At 59.7% G+C, this 15991-nt stretch carries 13 protein-coding genes; 2 read left to right on the top strand and 11 right to left on the bottom strand.

What is annotated here, in order from left to right; genetic code table 11:
- Positions 1–475 (bottom strand): M20/M25/M40 family metallo-hydrolase (locus tag RTS12_RS15705; protein ID WP_312530200.1); only part of this gene is annotated, 475 nt, incomplete at its 3' end.
- Positions 476–946: 471 nt separating this feature from the next.
- On the opposite strand from RTS12_RS15705, the gene RTS12_RS15700 reads away from it, so the two are divergent.
- Both RTS12_RS15700 and RTS12_RS15695 read left to right on the top strand, forming a co-directional pair.
- A complete protein-coding gene (locus RTS12_RS15700; protein WP_312530199.1) occupies positions 947–1561 on the top strand; it encodes a TetR family transcriptional regulator C-terminal domain-containing protein in 615 nt (204 codons plus the stop codon).
- Between the two features lie 101 nt (positions 1562–1662).
- Positions 1663–3672, top strand: a complete 2010-nt coding sequence (locus tag RTS12_RS15695) for a potassium transporter Kup (RefSeq protein WP_312530197.1) — start codon at positions 1663–1665, stop codon at positions 3670–3672.
- Positions 3673–3734: 62 nt separating this feature from the next.
- Here the strand turns inward: RTS12_RS15695 and RTS12_RS15690 are convergent, their stop codons facing one another.
- The 10 genes from RTS12_RS15690 to RTS12_RS15645 form a co-directional block, all read right to left on the bottom strand.
- A complete protein-coding gene (locus RTS12_RS15690) occupies positions 3735–4931 on the bottom strand; it encodes a multidrug effflux MFS transporter (RefSeq protein WP_312530195.1) in 1197 nt (398 codons plus the stop codon).
- 186 nt (positions 4932–5117) lie between these two features.
- Positions 5118–6539 carry a mannose-1-phosphate guanylyltransferase/mannose-6-phosphate isomerase gene (locus RTS12_RS15685; protein WP_312530193.1) on the bottom strand — a complete coding sequence of 474 codons (1422 nt, stop codon included), beginning with the start codon at positions 6537–6539 and terminating at the stop codon, positions 5118–5120.
- A 193-nt stretch (positions 6540–6732) separates the two neighbouring features.
- Positions 6733–7653: a glyoxylate/hydroxypyruvate reductase A gene (locus tag RTS12_RS15680; RefSeq protein WP_312530191.1), complete on the bottom strand. Its 921-nt coding sequence runs from the start codon at positions 7651–7653 to the stop codon at positions 6733–6735.
- A gap of 4 nt (positions 7654–7657) precedes the next feature.
- Positions 7658–8797, bottom strand: a complete 1140-nt coding sequence (gene rodA, locus RTS12_RS15675; protein ID WP_312530189.1) for a rod shape-determining protein RodA — start codon at positions 8795–8797, stop codon at positions 7658–7660.
- A 3-nt stretch (positions 8798–8800) separates the two neighbouring features.
- On the bottom strand, positions 8801–10744 hold the full coding sequence (gene mrdA / locus RTS12_RS15670; protein ID WP_312530187.1) for a penicillin-binding protein 2: 1944 nt from the start codon (positions 10742–10744) through the stop codon (positions 8801–8803).
- Positions 10745–10747: 3 nt separating this feature from the next.
- Complete coding sequence (locus RTS12_RS15665) at positions 10748–11284, bottom strand: rod shape-determining protein MreD (RefSeq protein WP_312530186.1); 537 nt, start codon at positions 11282–11284, stop codon at positions 10748–10750.
- Positions 11277–12203 carry a rod shape-determining protein MreC gene (gene mreC / locus RTS12_RS15660; RefSeq protein WP_312530184.1) on the bottom strand — a complete coding sequence of 309 codons (927 nt, stop codon included), beginning with the start codon at positions 12201–12203 and terminating at the stop codon, positions 11277–11279. The genes RTS12_RS15665 and mreC overlap by 8 nt, the downstream gene beginning before the upstream one ends.
- 9 nt (positions 12204–12212) lie before the next feature.
- Complete coding sequence (locus tag RTS12_RS15655; RefSeq protein ID WP_312530182.1) at positions 12213–13247, bottom strand: rod shape-determining protein; 1035 nt, start codon at positions 13245–13247, stop codon at positions 12213–12215.
- Positions 13248–13526: 279 nt separating this feature from the next.
- Positions 13527–15089 carry a 2-isopropylmalate synthase gene (locus RTS12_RS15650; RefSeq protein ID WP_312530180.1) on the bottom strand — a complete coding sequence of 521 codons (1563 nt, stop codon included), beginning with the start codon at positions 15087–15089 and terminating at the stop codon, positions 13527–13529.
- Positions 15090–15302: 213 nt separating this feature from the next.
- On the bottom strand, positions 15303–15991 hold a 689-nt coding region (locus tag RTS12_RS15645; RefSeq protein WP_312530178.1), incomplete at its 5' end, for a phosphoribosylglycinamide synthetase C domain-containing protein.

The following is a 15991-nucleotide window of genomic DNA, read 5'->3' as shown; positions in this document are numbered from 1 at the left end:
GAAGCCCCTTGGCATCGCGCTTGTCATAAGCCTCTTCCAAACCAAGAATGCCCGCAAAAACCGCCGAGGCCATCATGGCCGGGGCAAAACGAGTGCCCTCTTCGTTGGTCCAGTTGGTCACGATGATCGGGCGGCGGGTTTTCAACCCCAGATCCTTGATCGTGCGGATCACCTCCAGCCCCGCAAGAACCCCCAGCACGCCATCATATTTTCCGCCGGTGGGCTGGGTATCCAGGTGGCTGCCGATATAGACCGGGTCCAGATCCGGCTCGACGCCCTCATGGCGCATGAACATATTGCCCATCTGGTCAACGCTCATGCTCATGCCCGCAGCTTCGCACCAGCGTTGAAAGAGGGCGCGACCCTCGCCATCAGCATCGGTCAGGGTCTGGCGGTTGTTTCCGCCAGCAATGCCGGGACCGATCTTGGCCATATCCATCAGGCTGTCCCAAAGTCGCGCGCCATCGGTGCGCATGTTCGAGGCTGGCCCCTCTGAGGCTGCCTGTCCTGCCGCTAGCTTGGCCGAAGCCACCCCGCTGTCGCTGGTCATGATCTGGTCCTTCCTGTCTTGCCGCCGTTTTCTTGCGAACGGCCGGTTGAATGGGTCTGTTATGATGACCGGCGCGGTGGCCGGGCCTTGGGATCTATTCTAAAGGTCCGTCGCAGCAGCTGGCCCAGAGTTATGGACTTATCCCGATTTCCGGCCCAATTTGTCTTGCCTGATCGCCGCGCGGTGGCGCAGCCCGGCCTCCCCGAACTAGGGGGCACGGCATGTGTCAGGGGGCGAATCGGGCAGGGGGCCATCAAAGCTTTCCTGGGGCGGACCATGTGAATATTGACCATTTGGTCAGGATCAGGCTAGCACGGGCATAGAGTCAGTCAAGCTTTCCTGTGGGTATCACCCATTAGATTGAGCCATCAGACTGAGATTGCATCGGAATTTGGCATGAATGATCGCCCAAAGGCACCCAGCCGCATTCAGCAGAAAAACCGTCAGCGCATTCTTGACGCTGCTTTGCAGGAATTTGCGGCCTCGGGTTTCGCTGGAACCACGATCGACCGCATTGCCGAGGCGGCGCAGCTGTCCAAGCCCAATGTGCTTTATTACTTCGCCTCGAAAGAGGCGATTTATCGCAATTTACTCGAGACCTTGCTGGATCTGTGGTTGACACCGCTGCGGGTCATCGACCCCGAGGGCGAACCCAAGGCACAGATCCTGGCTTACATGCAGCGAAAGCTGGGTCTGTCGCGCGACTTTCCGCAAGAAAGCCGCCTGTTTGCCAATGAGATTTTGCAAGGCGCCCCCCGGTTAGAGCCGATCCTTGTGGGCGGTCTGCGCGGCTTGGTCGAGGAAAAGGCCGTGATCATTGCGGGGTGGATGGATCAAGGGCGCCTTGCCCGTGTCGACCCCTATCATCTGATCATCTCGATCTGGGCTTTGACCCAGCATTACGCGGATTTCGAAAGCCAGATCCGTGCGGTGCTTGGTCCTCAGCGTGATCCTTTTGCCGAAGCCGAGCCCTTTTTGATCCATCTCTACGAACGCCTTCTTGGCGCCTAGCCGCCGGAACCCTTCAAGCCCGCTTGCCGTTTTCAAAGAGCCGTGATTGCTTGCGCGGCATTCGCCCGGCGTTCGGGCCGATGGAAAGTTGGTGCTTGAGCATGGCCGCAGACGAGACACTTGTGGGCAGCGCGCAGGATCCGGACAAGGGCGCGCAAGGCCCGGCTTCCGGCAAAACTGCGCAATCCACATCAGAACAATTGCTTAAGGCCTTGCCTGACCCCGCACAGATCGAGCCAGAACCCCATGCTCATGCCCAGCAAAAGCTGTCGGCGGGGTTGGTCTTGGCCTGCCTTGGCGTGGTTTACGGCGATATCGGCACCTCTCCGCTATATGCATTGCGCGAATCTTTGGTTCACGCCCGCCAAGAGGGGCTGCCCGAGGATGCGGTAATCGGCATCGTCTCGTTGCTGTTTTGGACGGTGATGCTGATCGTGTCGCTGAAATATGTCATTTTGATCATGCGTGCCGACAACCGTGGCGAGGGGGGGACGCTGTCACTGGTGGCCAAGGTTCAGGGCGCGCTGGGGCGGCGGTCATGGCCGATCTACCTTTTGGGCATCATTGGCGTGTCGTTGTTTTTTGGCGATTCGATGATCACGCCTGCGATTTCGGTCCTCTCTGCGGTCGAGGGGCTAGAGCTGATCACCCCGGCTTTCACCCCTTGGGTGGTGCCGCTGACCTGCGCCATCGTCATGGTCTTATTCGCCGTACAACGATCAGGGACCGAGGCTGTCGCGCGTCTGTTTGGACCGATCATGTTGGTGTGGTTTCTGACAATGGCCGTACTGGGCGCGTCCCATATTCTGGACGATTCGCGCATCTTGCGCGCGCTTAATCCGCTGAATGCCGGGAATTTCCTGATCCATAACGGCTTTGGGTCCTTGCCCGTCCTTGGCTCGGTCTTTCTGGCCGTCACCGGGGCCGAGGCCCTTTATGCCGATATGGGGCATTTCGGACGCAAGCCCGTGCGGATTGCTTGGGCGGGGTTGGTTTTGCCTGCCTTGACGCTAAGCTATCTGGGGCAGGGGGCGATGATCCTTGCCCATCCCGAGAATGTCGCCAATCCATTTTTTCTGATGGCGCCCGATTGGTTCCGCCTGCCCTTGGTGCTTTTGGCGACGATGGCGACGGTGATTGCCAGCCAGGCGGTGATTTCGGGGGCGTTTTCAGTCGCGCAGCAGGCAGTTCAGCTGGGGCTGACCCCACGACTAGAGATCCAGCACACTTCGGACAAGCAACTGGGACAGATCTATATGCCGCGGGTCAATTCGATCCTGATGGTCGGGGTCGTGGCCTTGGTGCTTGCCTTTGGCAGCTCGGCCAATCTGGCCAGCGCCTATGGGATCGCGGTGACGGGGGATATGGTGATCACCTCGATCCTGGCGATCATCGTGTTTCGCTATGCTTGGGGGTGGAGCTGGATCTTGGTCTTGGCCATTGTCCTGCCCATCCTCTCGATCGAGGTGATTTTCCTTTATGCCAATCTGATGAAAGTGGTCGATGGCGGCTATATTCCGCTGCTCTTTGCCGGGGTGGTTATCGGCTTGATGCTGATCTGGGTGCGCGGCACCGCGCTGTTGCAGCTCAAATTGACCGCCGAGGCGATCGGGATGCAGTTTCTTGTGAACAAATTGGCAAAGTCCCCCCCGACCGTGGTGCCCGGAACGGCGGTCTTTCTGACGGCCGATCCCAATATCGCCCCCAGTGCCTTGATGCATAACCTTAAACACAACCGCGTCCTTCACGAGCGCAATTTCATCGTCAAGGTCGAGGTGGCCCATACCCCCCGGGTCGAGCCCGAGGATCGCTTGATCGTCACCGAATTGGGGCCGCGCTTCTGGAAGGTGATCTGCCGGTTTGGCTATATGGAACAACCCAATGTTCCCAAGGCATTGGCCCATGCCAAGCGCTATAATCTGAAATTTGACGTGATGAATACAAGCTATTTCCTGAACCGCAGGTCTTTGCGGGTCGGGCGCGCCAATCTGATGCCAAAATGGGCAGCGCGGCTTTATGTGGGGCTGTATCGCTCGGCATCCGAGGCAACCAACTTTTATCGCCTGCCCTCGCACCGGGCGATTGAGCTGGGTCAGCAGATCAATATCTAGGCACGTGCTTGCGGGGCCGCCCTTTTATCGGTCCGGCCCCGCAGCTGTTGTTTAAAAAGCGGTTAGCCGCGCAGTGCGAGCCGCAAACGCGGCAAAGCGACAAAGGCAGCGGCCCAGGCCAGCAGACCGCAAATCGCAATCGACAAGACCATGCCAAGCGTCCCATGCGCGAAAAGCGGGCCACATAATACGATCATCAACGCCCCCGTCAGCATCTGGATCGTGCCGCCTAAGGATGAGGCAAGACCTGCGATCTCGGGGTGGGGGTCCAGCGACATGACCATGGCCGTGGGCATGACTACGCCCAAAAAGGCATTGGCGATGAACAGGCCCGCGATCACCAGCACCAGCGACTGCAATCCGATAGCCAGCAGCAGGCTAAGCACCAGAATAGATGCGATAAACCCGGTCACGCCAAGGGCGATCAGCCTTTCCATGCCCAGCTTCTCGCCCAGAAAGCCTGCAAATTGCGAGGCTGCGAAAAAGCCGATGGCATTGATGGCAAAGACCAGCGAAAACCCGGTTGGCGTCAGGGCGAAATCCTGAGCATAGACAAAGGGTGCGGCCGCCAGATAGACGAAAAAGCTGGCCATCGAAAAGCCGCCGATCATCGACAAGCCCATGAAACGGCGTGACTTTACCAAGACCAGCAAGCCTTGGATCATCGCTTTGGCGCGGATGGGTTGGCGCGCCTGAGGGGGCAGCGTCTCTTGCAGCACAAAGATGATCAGCAAAAGCGCGACCGCGGATGCCGCGGCCAAACAGGCAAAGATCATGGGCCAGCCCGCAAAGGCCAAAACCAAAGAGCCCGCCATGGGCGCCAGCATCGGCGAGACCGAAATCACGATCATGATCGCCGCCATCATGCGCGTCGCATCCGGGCCAGATGACATATCCCGCACGATTGCGCGCGGAACCACCATCAAGGTTGCTGCCCCCAATGCCTGAACGGCGCGGGCAAAGATCAAGCTTTGCATATCGGGTGCAAGGATTGCCCCGATCGATGCGACAAAAAACAGCGAAACGCCGATAATCAGCGGACGTCTGCGACCCAATGCATCTGCCATCGGGCCGTAGATCATTTGCGCAACGCCAAAGACAAGAAAGTAAATCGACAGCGTCTGTTGTGCGACGGCCTGGGTCGAATTCATATCAGCAGCAATCTGCGGCAGCGCCGGCAGATACATGTCGATCGCAAAGGGACCGACGGCGGAAAGAAGGCCCAACAAAAGGGCCATGCGGAACATGGAGCGTTGCATCGGAAGGTTCCGGGACCAGATTTTCAAGGAAGGCTGTGCCAAAGGCACAAGCCTGCACAGATGTTCGGACGGGACGCGGTTTTTATCAGGCGCGCCCCGTGAATGCAATTGCGAAAAAATCTTGGTCTTGACCGGTTGGCTGGCAAAACCTGTCACCAACCCGCCGGGTAAGCGCAGGACGATGCCCTAGTTGCGCGAATAGACATCCTCATAGCGCACAATGTCATCTTCGCCCAGATAGGCGCCGGTCTGGACCTCGATCAACACCATCGGCACTTTGCCGGGGTTTTCCATGCGATGCACGGCGCCAAGCGGTACGTAAATCGACTGGTTTTCCGTCACCAAAGTGACTTGATCGTTGACCGTGACCTTGGCCGTTCCCGAGACGACGATCCAATGCTCTGAGCGGTGGAAATGGCTTTGCAGCGACAATGCCGCGCCCGGCTTGACGACGATACGCTTGACCTGAAAGCGATCGGCAAGGGCAAGGGTCTCGAACCAGCCCCAGGGGCGGTGATCGCGCAGAAAGGTTTCGGCCTGCCGCGCCCCTTTGGATTTCAGCGCAGAGACCGCTTTGCGTACATCTTGCGCGCGGCTCATGTCAGCGACCAGCACCGCATCATTCGTGGCAACGACCATCAGATCGCGCAGGCCGATGCCCACGACTTCGATCCCGTCGTCTTGCGAGCGCAGCAGCACGTTTTCGCAATCGATGGCGGTGGCATGTTTGTCGGTGACAATGCCGCTTGGATCGGGGCGCATCATCAGCTCTTCGCGCCAGATCGCATCCCAGCCGCCCAGATCGGACCAGTGATCCGAGAAGCGCACAACGCTAAGGTTGGCGGCCTTTTCCAGGACTGCATAGTCGATCGACAGATCGGGCAGGCTGTCCCAAGGTTCGGCGGCAAGGCGCAAAAAGCCCAGATCCATCTGGGCCTGCTCTAGTGCGCGGCCAACCGGAGCGATGAATTCGGGGGCATGTTCAGAAAATGCCGCGATCATGGTTTTGGCGGCAAAAAGGAAAATCCCGGCGTTCCAGACAAAATTGCCATTGCTGATCATGCGCGCGGCATTTTCCGCATCGGGCTTTTCGACAAAGCGCTTCAGCGCCACTGGCCCCTCGCCCGGGGCAGAGGTTTCCATATAACCATAGCCGGTTTCGGGCCGGGTCGGGGTGATGCCAAAGGTGACGATCTGGCCGGCTAGGGCTGCGGCTGTGCCCAGATCGACGGCGCGGCCGAAGGCCTCGGCATCTGGGACGACGTGATCTGAGGGGGCAACCAACATCAGCGCATCGGGATCGGTGGCGGCAATGGTCAGGGCTGCGGCCAGAATCGCCGGAGCGGTGTTGCGCCCCGAGGGCTCGATCAGGATTGCCGAGGGTCTTTGACCGATCTGATCCAGCTGTTCTGCGACGATAAAGCGGAAATCGGCATTGGTCATCACCACCGGTGCGGCAAAGCGATCCCCTGAAAGTCGGCGTGCCGATGCCTGAAACAGTGATTCCTCGCCAACGAGCGGGGCGAATTGTTTGGGAAAAGACTTGCGCGAAACCGGCCAAAGCCGGGTACCAGAGCCGCCCGCCAAAAGGACCGGGGTAATCGTCATGCACGTTCTCCATTGTCGCAAGCGCGCTGCCAACCATATGGCAGGCCTTCGCACGCAAGCTGAATGCCCATTTCAGGCCTTATCCGCCTTTTTGCCAGAAATCTGAATATTTCCAAGCGGAACATCGCAGGAATTCAAGGTAAAGTTTCACAGCATGTCGCAGAATGAATGCCGTGAAGCTTGGGCCATGTTCCTAGTAACCACGATCGCGATCAACCAGATAAAGCAGCGGTTGGTTTGCCATGGCACGGCGCAGGTTTTCGACGGCGACCGGGGCTGCCGTGGCCGGGCGGGTGGCTGCGGCGATATGGGGGGTCACGGTGACGCCGGGGTGATGCCAATAGGGGTGATCGGGACGCAAGGGTTCGTGCACGAACACATCCAGAACCGCGTGACCCGGACGGTTAAGGTCCAGCCCCTCTAGCAAATCTTCCTGGTGGATCAATGTGCCGCGCCCACCGTTGATGATCCACGCACCCTTGGGCAGCATCGCCAAAGTCTGATGGTTCAGCAACTCGCGCGTGGCAGGCGTGTCCGGCAAGAGCGAGACCAGAATTTCTGCCCGAGCCAGCGCCTGGGGCAGGGCTTGGGCGGCCAAACTGTGCACGCCCTCGACCGGGCGACCCGATGTGGACCAGCCCGTGACCTGAAAACCCAATGCTAGAAGCGCGCGGGCCAACTGACGGCCCAGCTCTCCCATGCCCAGAATGGTCACGTTGCGTTCATTCGCCAAGGGCGGGACCTGACCGCCGCGCCAGATCCCATCCTGTGCATAATGGTCCATACCCAGATGCGCGCGCATCACCCAGCCCAGGCAATATTCCATCATCCCTTGCGACAGGCCGGGATCGACCATGCGGCACAGGGGTTGGGTCAGCGTGGCATTGGTGACGATCCGCTCGACCCCGGCCCACAAGCTTTGAACGACGCGGGCACGGGTAAAGGGGGTGAAATCCAGCGTCGAGCCATCCTCGGGATAGCCGGGCGCATAGATCAAAGCGTCAAAACTTGCCGGGTCGCCGTCGCGCTCTAGCGCCATTTCGGGGCAGGCGGCGGTCAGCGCGGGCTGCCATTCGTCCCAATAGCGCGCGGGGGCGGCGAAAAGCACCTTCATCGTCTTATCTGGGGCGGTGGACATGGGCTGACTGAACAATTCCAAATGAGATCAATACGATCATCATGGCGGTTCCACCGTAACTTACAAGTGGCAAGGGCGAGCCCTTGGCGGGCAGCATTCCCATGACCATGCCCATATTGATCGCCATATACAGAAAGAATGTGCCAGCGATGCCAATGGTGGTCAGGCTGGCAAAGCGGTCGCGATTGGTCAGGGCCGAATGAAGGCAAAAGCCCAAAATCAGCGTATAGAGCACCAAAAGCGAGGCGGCACCGACAAAGCCGAATTCTTCGGCCAGCGAAGTAAAGATAAAGTCCGTGTGCTTCTCGGGCAGAAAGTTTAGCCGCGATTGCGAACCCTGCATGAAGCCACGCCCCGACCAGCCGCCCGTACCCAAGGCGATCTGCGCCTGCATGATGTTGTAACCCGCCCCCAAAGGATCAGAGCCGGGGTCAAGGAAGGTGTCGATCCGCTTGAATTGGTAATCATGCAGGATTTGCCAATCAGTGCCACGGCTTTCCATGACCGCCGTTACCATCGCCACCACAACCGCAATGACCGCACCGAAATACCACAGGCTGACACCGGCGGCGAACATGACGATGCCGCCCCCCGCGATCAGCATGACCGATGTTCCCAGATCGGGCTGCATCAGCACCAGCCCCGTCGGCAGCAAGATCAGCAAAACCGGGATCAGAACCCAAAGCGGTCGCGAGACTTTCTCGACGGGCAGCCAGTCGTAATAGACCGCCAGCGTCAGCACAAAGGCCACCTTGGTCAGCTCTGATGGCTGCAGCTTGAATGGGCCAAGATCCAGCCAGCGCTGCGCGCCCATGCCGATATGGCCCATGGTTTCCACCAGGATCAGCAAGATCACGCATAAGACATAAGCCCCGACCGCGATCGAGCGCCAGAACCATGTCGGCACAAAGGCCAAAGTAAACATCATCGCCATACCGATGGCAAATCGCACCATCTGCGGTCCGGCCCAACGATCGATATCGCCGCCCGACACCGAGTAGAGCATCAAGAACCCGATGCAAGAGACTGCCGTGACCAGAAAGACCAAGGGCCAGTTCAGATAAAGGATCTTTTTGATGCCCGTTGGTGTCTGGGCGACTTTGTAATCAAGATAGCTCATGGCTCAGGCCCTTGCCCGTCCGGCTTGTGCGACGGTTGTCGGGGCAAGGTTCATGTTTTTGCGCATTTCCTCGATCCCGCCACGCTGACTTTGGGGATAGGCGCTCAGCGGGGGAAGGCCGCCTGCCAATGCATAAAGCAAGATGTCGCGAGCAATCGGTGCCGCGGCGGTCGAGCCGCCCATACCATGTTCCACCACCACCGACACCGCATAGCGCGGATTGTCATAGGGGGCGTAGCAGACGAAAAGCGCGTGGTCGCGCCGGTTCCACGGCAATTGCTCGTTGCGGATCACGCCGCGCGCACGCTCGGCTGCGGTGATGTTGCGGACCTGCGAGGTGCCCGACTTGCCCGCCATGCGCCATTCCGGCGCGATGATCTTGCTTTTCGCGCCGGTGCCATGGCTGCCGTTGACAACCGCATCCATACCGGCGCGGGCCGTGCGCAAATGAGCCTCGGAGATGCCAAGGCTTTCAAATTCGGGCACGGGTTGGGTCACGCCGTCGATCGAGCGCACCAGTCGGGGTGTGATGGCTTTGCCCGAGGCAATTCGCGCCGTCATCACCGCAAGCTGCAGGGGCGACGCCAGAACATAGCCCTGACCAATGCTTGCGTTGATGGAATCGCCGACCTGCCATTCCTGATTATAGCGCTTGCGTTTCCAGTCGCGGTCAGGGGCGATGCCTTCGGCGACCGCAGACATCGGCAGATCGTGGCGCACCCCCAGACCAAGGCGTCTTGCCATGGCCGACATGCGGTCAATGCCGATTTGCTGTGCCAGCTCATAGTAATAAACGTCGCAGGACCGCTCTAGGCTTTGCACCGCATTGACCGATCCATGGCCGCCCCTGCTCCAACAATGGAAGCGGCGGCCAGAGACCTGCAGGTATCCCGGGCAATAGTAATGCGAATTTGCGTTGATAATGCCCGCGTCCAGCCCTGCAAGCAGCGAGACCATTTTATAGGTCGAGCCGGGCGGATAGACCCCCTGAACGGTTTTATCGGCCAAGGGGCGGTGGTCATGGTTCATCAGCGCGCGGTAGTCCGGCCCGCTGATGCCGCGCACGAACATGTTGGGATCAAAGACCGGCGACGATGAGATGGCGACAATATCGCCATTGGTCACATCGATCACGACCGCGGCGGCGCTTTCCTCGCCCAGGCGTTGGGTTGCAAAGTTTTGCAGCGCGGCATCGATCGTCAGCTGGACTGTCGCGCCCTGTTGGCCCTCTTGACGGCTCAGTTCGCGCATCTCGCGGCCAGCGCTGTTGACCTCGATACGGCGGGCCCCCGCTTTGCCGCGCAATTCCTCTTCGAGTTTGGCCTCGATCCCGACCTTGCCAAGCTGGAATTCGGGCAGGCGCAAAACGGGGTCGGGGTTTTCGATCTTGGACAGATCGTAATCCGACACCGGCCCGACATAGCCGATGACATGGGCAAAGTCCCGCCCGCGCGGATAGCTGCGCGACAGACCCGATTCAGGCGAAACCCCCGGAAGTGCCGGGGCATTGATCGCGATCGAGGCAAACTCGTCCCAGCTTAGCCGATCTGCCACGCTGACGGGGGTAACGGCGCTGCGCCGCTCGATTTCCGACACCAAGGTTGCGGTTTGGCTGTCGGTCATCGGAATGATCTGACGCAGCCGACCGATCACCGCACTGAAATCGCCCGCCTCTTCGCGGGTCAGGGTGACGCGGTAGTTTTGCTCATTGCCCGCCAGAACCAGACCGTTGCGGTCAAGGATCAGCCCGCGCGCGGGGGGCAGCAGGCGGATCTTGATCGAGTTGCCATCCGATAACATGCGGTATTGATCCGCGTGATCAAGCTGCATCGAGCGCAGCCGCATTCCCAGCGTGGCAATGACGCCAAGCTGGACCGTGCCCAGCAAAAGCCCACGCCGCGAAATGCCGCGTTTGCTTTCGACGATCTCCTTAGGAGATTTCCTCATGGCTTAGCGATGCCTCATGATTTCGGCCTCGATATAATCGACCCGCCGCAACCCAAGTGTCCAGCGCGCCAATGCCACGACGATCGGATAAGACATCACTGTTGCGATATATTGCAAAATTACCTGTCCCAAAGACGGAAGCTGGACAAAGAAAATAGCCATGGTGAACCTGTTGGCCAAGACGATCAGCGCGATCAGCAAGGCGACCCGCAGCCATTCGACCATAAACGGCAATTCGCGCCAGCGATGCTCACGATGACGTGCGGCCTCGGTTGCAACGATGACCAATGCCGTCCAAAGCCCGGGTGGGCGCATCATCAGCATATCTTCGATAAAGAAGACGGCGGCGATCAGCAGGACGGGCAATTGCTCGGGGCGGCGCAGGACCCAGACCAGCGTGACCGCAAGCATCAGGTCGGGGCCGGGCCAGGTGATGCTGCCGGGGCTAAGTGGCAGCAGCCGCACGAGCAAGATCACCAGCATGACCAGGGCGTAAAGCACCATGCCGACATAGCGACGGTGGCGGACGCGCTCAATCATTCGGGACGGGCTGCGTTGCATCGCCAAGGCCGAAGGTCGCGGGCATGCGCGGGCCGACGAACTCGGGCGGTGGGGGCGGGATCAGGCGACCAGAATCGGCCAGCTGCTCGGACGGGTGGCTGCGCAGCACTCGCAAAAACTCTAGGCGACCATAATCGGCGGCCATGCGCACGCGCAGCCGGCCATCGGTTGCCATTGCCAGTTGGCCCACCAAAAGACCCGGCGGAAAGACCCCGCCATCGCCAGAACTGACGATGCGGTCACCCGGACGCACGTTCTCGGGGCTTTCGATGAAATCAAGCACGGGAAGGGCGGTATTGTCACCGCCCATCAAGGCACGTTGCCCCGAGGGCTGGATCGTAACGGGAATGCGGGACGAGGGGTCGGTCAGCAGCATGACGCGGCTGGTCGTCTCGCCCACGCCTGAAATGCGCCCGACCAGCCCCAGACCGTCCATCGTGGCCCAGCCATCAACAATACCGTCGCGCGCACCCACGTTCAGCAAGACGGACTGGCGAAAGGCCGTGCCGCTGTCGGTCAGCACAACCCCTGAAACCGAGGTCAGCGCCGGATCGATGCGCACATTGTTTTGCGACAGGAGCTTGGCATTTTCCTGCTCCAGCTGCACGGCGGCCTCTTTCCAGGCGGACATTTTCTGCAACTCGCGCCGCAGTTCCTGGTTTTGCTCATGCAAGCGGGCATAGGACTGAAAGCCCGCGACCATATTGCTGAATTTGGTCACGGGGATCAGTGCCCATTCGAAACCGGGCACAAAGCGGTCAACGAAAGCCGCGCGCATACGTTCTGCGCGCGGGCTGTCGATCTTCCAGAAAAGGAAGGTGGCAAGCAGGACCATGACCAGAACAGAGATCAGGATCCGCCGGACCGGAGACGCGAAATCGGGGCCTTTACGCGCCACTTTGGGGCCTTAGCTGTCGTAGTCGATGACGTGGCGCAGCTGCTTTTCGAACTCGAGCGCTTTGCCAGTTCCCAATGCCACACAGCTCATGGGCTGGTCAGCAAGGGTGATCGACAGTCCGGTCTGCTCGCGCAGCGCCAGATCCAGATCGCCCAGCATGGCACCACCACCGGTCAGCATGACGCCGCGGTCCACGATATCAGCACCCAGATCGGGCGGGGTAGCCTCTAGCGCAACCATGACCGCTTCGCAGATTTGCTGAACCGGCTCTGCCAGCGCCTCGGCGACCATTGCCTGGGTGATCTCCATTTCCTTGGGGATCCCGTTCAGCAGATCGCGCCCACGCACCATCAGCGCAGCGCCACGCCCGTCATCGGGCATGCGGGCAGTGCCGATCTGGGTCTTGACGCGCTCGGCCGTCGATTCACCGATCAGCAGGTTATGGCTGCGGCGGAGATAGTTGATGATCGACTCGTCCATGCGGTCGCCACCGATACGGACCGAGCGCGCGTAAACCACATCGCCAAGCGACAGAACCGCAACCTCGGTGGTGCCGCCGCCGATATCAACCACCATCGAGCCGGTGGGATCGGTGATCGGCATGCCCGCGCCAATTGCCGCAGCAATCGGTTCCGCGATCAGCCCGGCCTTGCGCGCGCCAGCCGAAAGAACCGATTGACGGATCGCGCGCTTTTCAACCGGGGTCGCACCATGGGGTACGCAAACGATGACCTTCGGCTTGGAAAAGGTCGTGCGCTTGAAAACTTTCTTGATGAAATGCTTGATCATTTCTTCGGCGCTATCGAAATCCGCGATGACGCCTTCGCGCATCGGACGGATCGCTTCGATCGAGCCGGGGGTACGGCCAAGCATCAGCTTGGCGTCTTCGCCGACGGCCAGCACCTGCTTTTTGCCGTCCTTGACGTGAAAGGCAACCACCGAGGGTTCATTCAAGATGACGCCCTTGCCCTTGACATAGATCAGCGTGTTCGCAGTGCCGAGGTCGATTGCAATATCGGTTGAAAACAAACCGCCGAATGCCATGTCAATATAGTCCTTTCACACCGGTCTGCGCCGGTCTGCCGATTGCGCCTCATGCCAGCCTAGCGACGATATGCCACGTGACGGCTGGCCCCATATATGACGGCAAGCATCCGCCGGAAACCTATTTTTACATCCAATCCATGCTCTCGGCGAAAATCGCCGAAACTTGTGGATGAACCCGGCCAAAACGACCGCTTGCGCGGGCGCGGCTTCGACTGGCCTGGCTAAAAAAAGGCGCGGCAAATGCTGCCGCGCCCGTAGCCTACGCTTTTGCGCGGCTCAATGCGAGTACATCGTGATGCCTTTGGTATCGGCATCGGGCGAGGTATTGGCGCGGCGCAGGATCAGATGGTTCAGCGCGCCGACATAGGCTTTGACGCTGGCCAGAATGGTATCGGTATCCGCCGCCTGACCATTCACGATACGGCCATTTTCCTCCAGGCGGACCGAAACCGTGGCCTGCGCATCGGTGCCGTCGGTGACTGCATGAACCTGATACAGCTTCAGCCGTGCCTCATGCGGGAAGATCTGCTTGACCGCGTTGAAACAGGCGTCGACCGGACCATCGCCCGTGGCGTGTACCGCTTTTTCCTCGCCGCCGACCAGCATGGTCAGATCGGCTGATTGCCCGTCGCTGCCGCAGACAACCTTGAGGTGTTTGACCTGCAGATGGTCATCTTCGGTATTGGCGGCGCTATCTTGCATCAGCGCAACCAGATCCTCGTCATAGATCTCTTTTTTGCGGTCAGCCAAGGCCTTGAAGCGGACAAAGACGTCTTTCAGCTGGTTGTCGCCAATTTCATAGCCCAGCTCGCTGAGCTTGGATCGCAGCGCGGCGCGGCCCGAATGCTTGCCCATGACGATATTGGCTTCGTTCAGGCCAATATCTGCGGGGCGCATGATTTCAAAGGTTTCGACGTTTTTCAGCACGCCATCCTGATGGATGCCCGATTCATGCAGGAAGGCGTTCTTGCCGACGATGGCCTTGTTGAATTGCACCGGAAAGCCCGAGACCTGCGCCACGCGGCGAGAAATTCCCATGATCTTGGTGGTGTCGATGCGGGTGGTGAAGGGCATGATGTCATGACGCACACGCATGGCCATGACGACCTCTTCGAGCGCGGTATTGCCCGCGCGTTCGCCCAGACCATTGATGGTGCATTCGATCTGACGCGCACCAGCCTCGACCGCAGCCAGCGAGTTCGCGGTCGCCATGCCCAGATCGTTATGGCAGTGGGTCGCAAAAATGATGTCATCGGCGCCGGGTACCCGCTCGAGCAGCATGCGGATCAGGTCTGCCGATTCGCGGGGCGCGGTATAGCCGACCGTATCGGGGATATTGATCGTCGTCGCACCGGCACGAATGGCGATTTCGACCACGCGGCACAGGTAATCATGCTCGGTCCGGGTCGCATCCATCGGTGACCATTGCACATTGTCACACAGGTTGCGGGCATGGCTAACGGTCTGCTCGATCCGCTCGGCCATCTGATCCATATCCAGATTGGGGATGGCGCGGTGCAGCGGCGAGGTGCCGATGAAGGTATGGATGCGCGGCTGGCGCGCATGTTTCACGGCCTCCCAGCAGCGGTCGATGTCGCCAAATTGTGCTCGGGCCAGACCACAGATCACCGAATTTTTCGCATTCTTTGCGATTTCGGTCACGGCGGCAAAATCGCCCTCAGAGGCAATCGGAAAACCCGCCTCGATCACGTCCACACCCATTTCGTCCAACATCTGGGCGATTTCGATCTTTTCGGCATGGGTCATGGTTGCGCCGGGCGATTGTTCGCCGTCACGCAGGGTGGTGTCAAAGATTACGACGCGATTTTTGTCAGACATATCTCAATTCTTTCTTACGCTTGTGCTGTCAGGAACCGGGCGCATCCTCGCTGAGCGGTGGCCCGGAGACCCGCTCAGTGAAGCGTAAGAAGAAGCAGACCACGGAGGCTGACAGCGAAACGCGCGCCGATTTGCGCGTTCTGGGCCGTCGATATGTTTCGTGTCCGTGTCATGGAACGAACTATAGTGTCGGCATCGGGGGGAAGAAAAGGCCTAAAGTGCCCGCCAGCCGATATCTCGGCGATAAAAGCCCTGCGGCCAGTCAATCGCATCGGCCAAGGCATAGGCACGGTCATGAGCCTCGCGCAGGGTAGCGCCCCTTGCCGTCGCCGCCAGAACGCGCCCACCGGTTGCAATGATCTGGCCATTCTGCTGCGCGGTGCCCGCATGAAACAGCTTTTGCGCGCTGTCATCGGGCAGGCCGTCCAACCCAGAAATCACGCTGCCTTTAACGTAATCGCCCGGATAGCCCTGGCTTGCCAAAACCACCGTCAGCGCATGATCGTCGGCCCAATTGACGCGGGCATCGCTTAAGCGGCCCTCGGCGCAGGCCAGAATCAGATCCAACGCCTGCGCGCCCAACCGCATCATCAGGACCTGACATTCAGGATCGCCAAAGCGCACGTTATATTCCACCAGCCGCGCCAGCCCGTCCTTGATCATCAATCCTGCGTAAAGCACGCCTTGAAACGGCATTCCGCGCTTGGTCATTTCCAAAATCGTCGGGCGCACAATATCGCGCATGACCTGATCTTGCAGGGCAGGGGTCAGGACCGGCGCCGGGCTATAGGCCCCCATGCCACCGGTATTGGGGCCGGTATCGCCGTCGCCTACGCGCTTGTGATCCTGAGCGGTGCCGATCGCCAGACAATCGATACCATCCGACAGGATAAAGAAGCTGG

The sequence above is a fragment of the Paracoccus sp. (in: a-proteobacteria) genome (assembly GCF_032007265.1).
In the GTDB taxonomy this organism is placed as follows: domain Bacteria; phylum Pseudomonadota; class Alphaproteobacteria; order Rhodobacterales; family Rhodobacteraceae; genus Paracoccus.
Note: the sequence above shows the minus strand (reverse complement) of the source record. Positions and strands in the feature narration are given on the sequence as shown.

Excerpts from the sequence above, each read along its gene's own strand:
- RTS12_RS15700 (WP_312530199.1), top strand. The coding sequence starts at position 947 with ATGAATGATCGCCCAAAGGCACCCAGCCGCATTCAGCAGAAAAACCGT.
- RTS12_RS15695 (WP_312530197.1), top strand. The coding sequence starts at position 1,663 with ATGGCCGCAGACGAGACACTTGTGGGCAGCGCGCAGGATCCGGACAAG.
- RTS12_RS15690 (WP_312530195.1), bottom strand. The coding sequence starts at position 4,931 with ATGCAACGCTCCATGTTCCGCATGGCCCTTTTGTTGGGCCTTCTTTCC.
- RTS12_RS15685 (WP_312530193.1), bottom strand. The coding sequence starts at position 6,539 with ATGACGATTACCCCGGTCCTTTTGGCGGGCGGCTCTGGTACCCGGCTT.
- RTS12_RS15680 (WP_312530191.1), bottom strand. The coding sequence starts at position 7,653 with ATGAAGGTGCTTTTCGCCGCCCCCGCGCGCTATTGGGACGAATGGCAG.
- rodA (WP_312530189.1), bottom strand. The coding sequence starts at position 8,797 with ATGAGCTATCTTGATTACAAAGTCGCCCAGACACCAACGGGCATCAAA.
- mrdA (WP_312530187.1), bottom strand. The coding sequence starts at position 10,744 with ATGAGGAAATCTCCTAAGGAGATCGTCGAAAGCAAACGCGGCATTTCG.
- RTS12_RS15665 (WP_312530186.1), bottom strand. The coding sequence starts at position 11,284 with ATGATTGAGCGCGTCCGCCACCGTCGCTATGTCGGCATGGTGCTTTAC.
- RTS12_RS15655 (WP_312530182.1), bottom strand. The coding sequence starts at position 13,247 with ATGGCATTCGGCGGTTTGTTTTCAACCGATATTGCAATCGACCTCGGC.
- RTS12_RS15650 (WP_312530180.1), bottom strand. The coding sequence starts at position 15,089 with ATGTCTGACAAAAATCGCGTCGTAATCTTTGACACCACCCTGCGTGAC.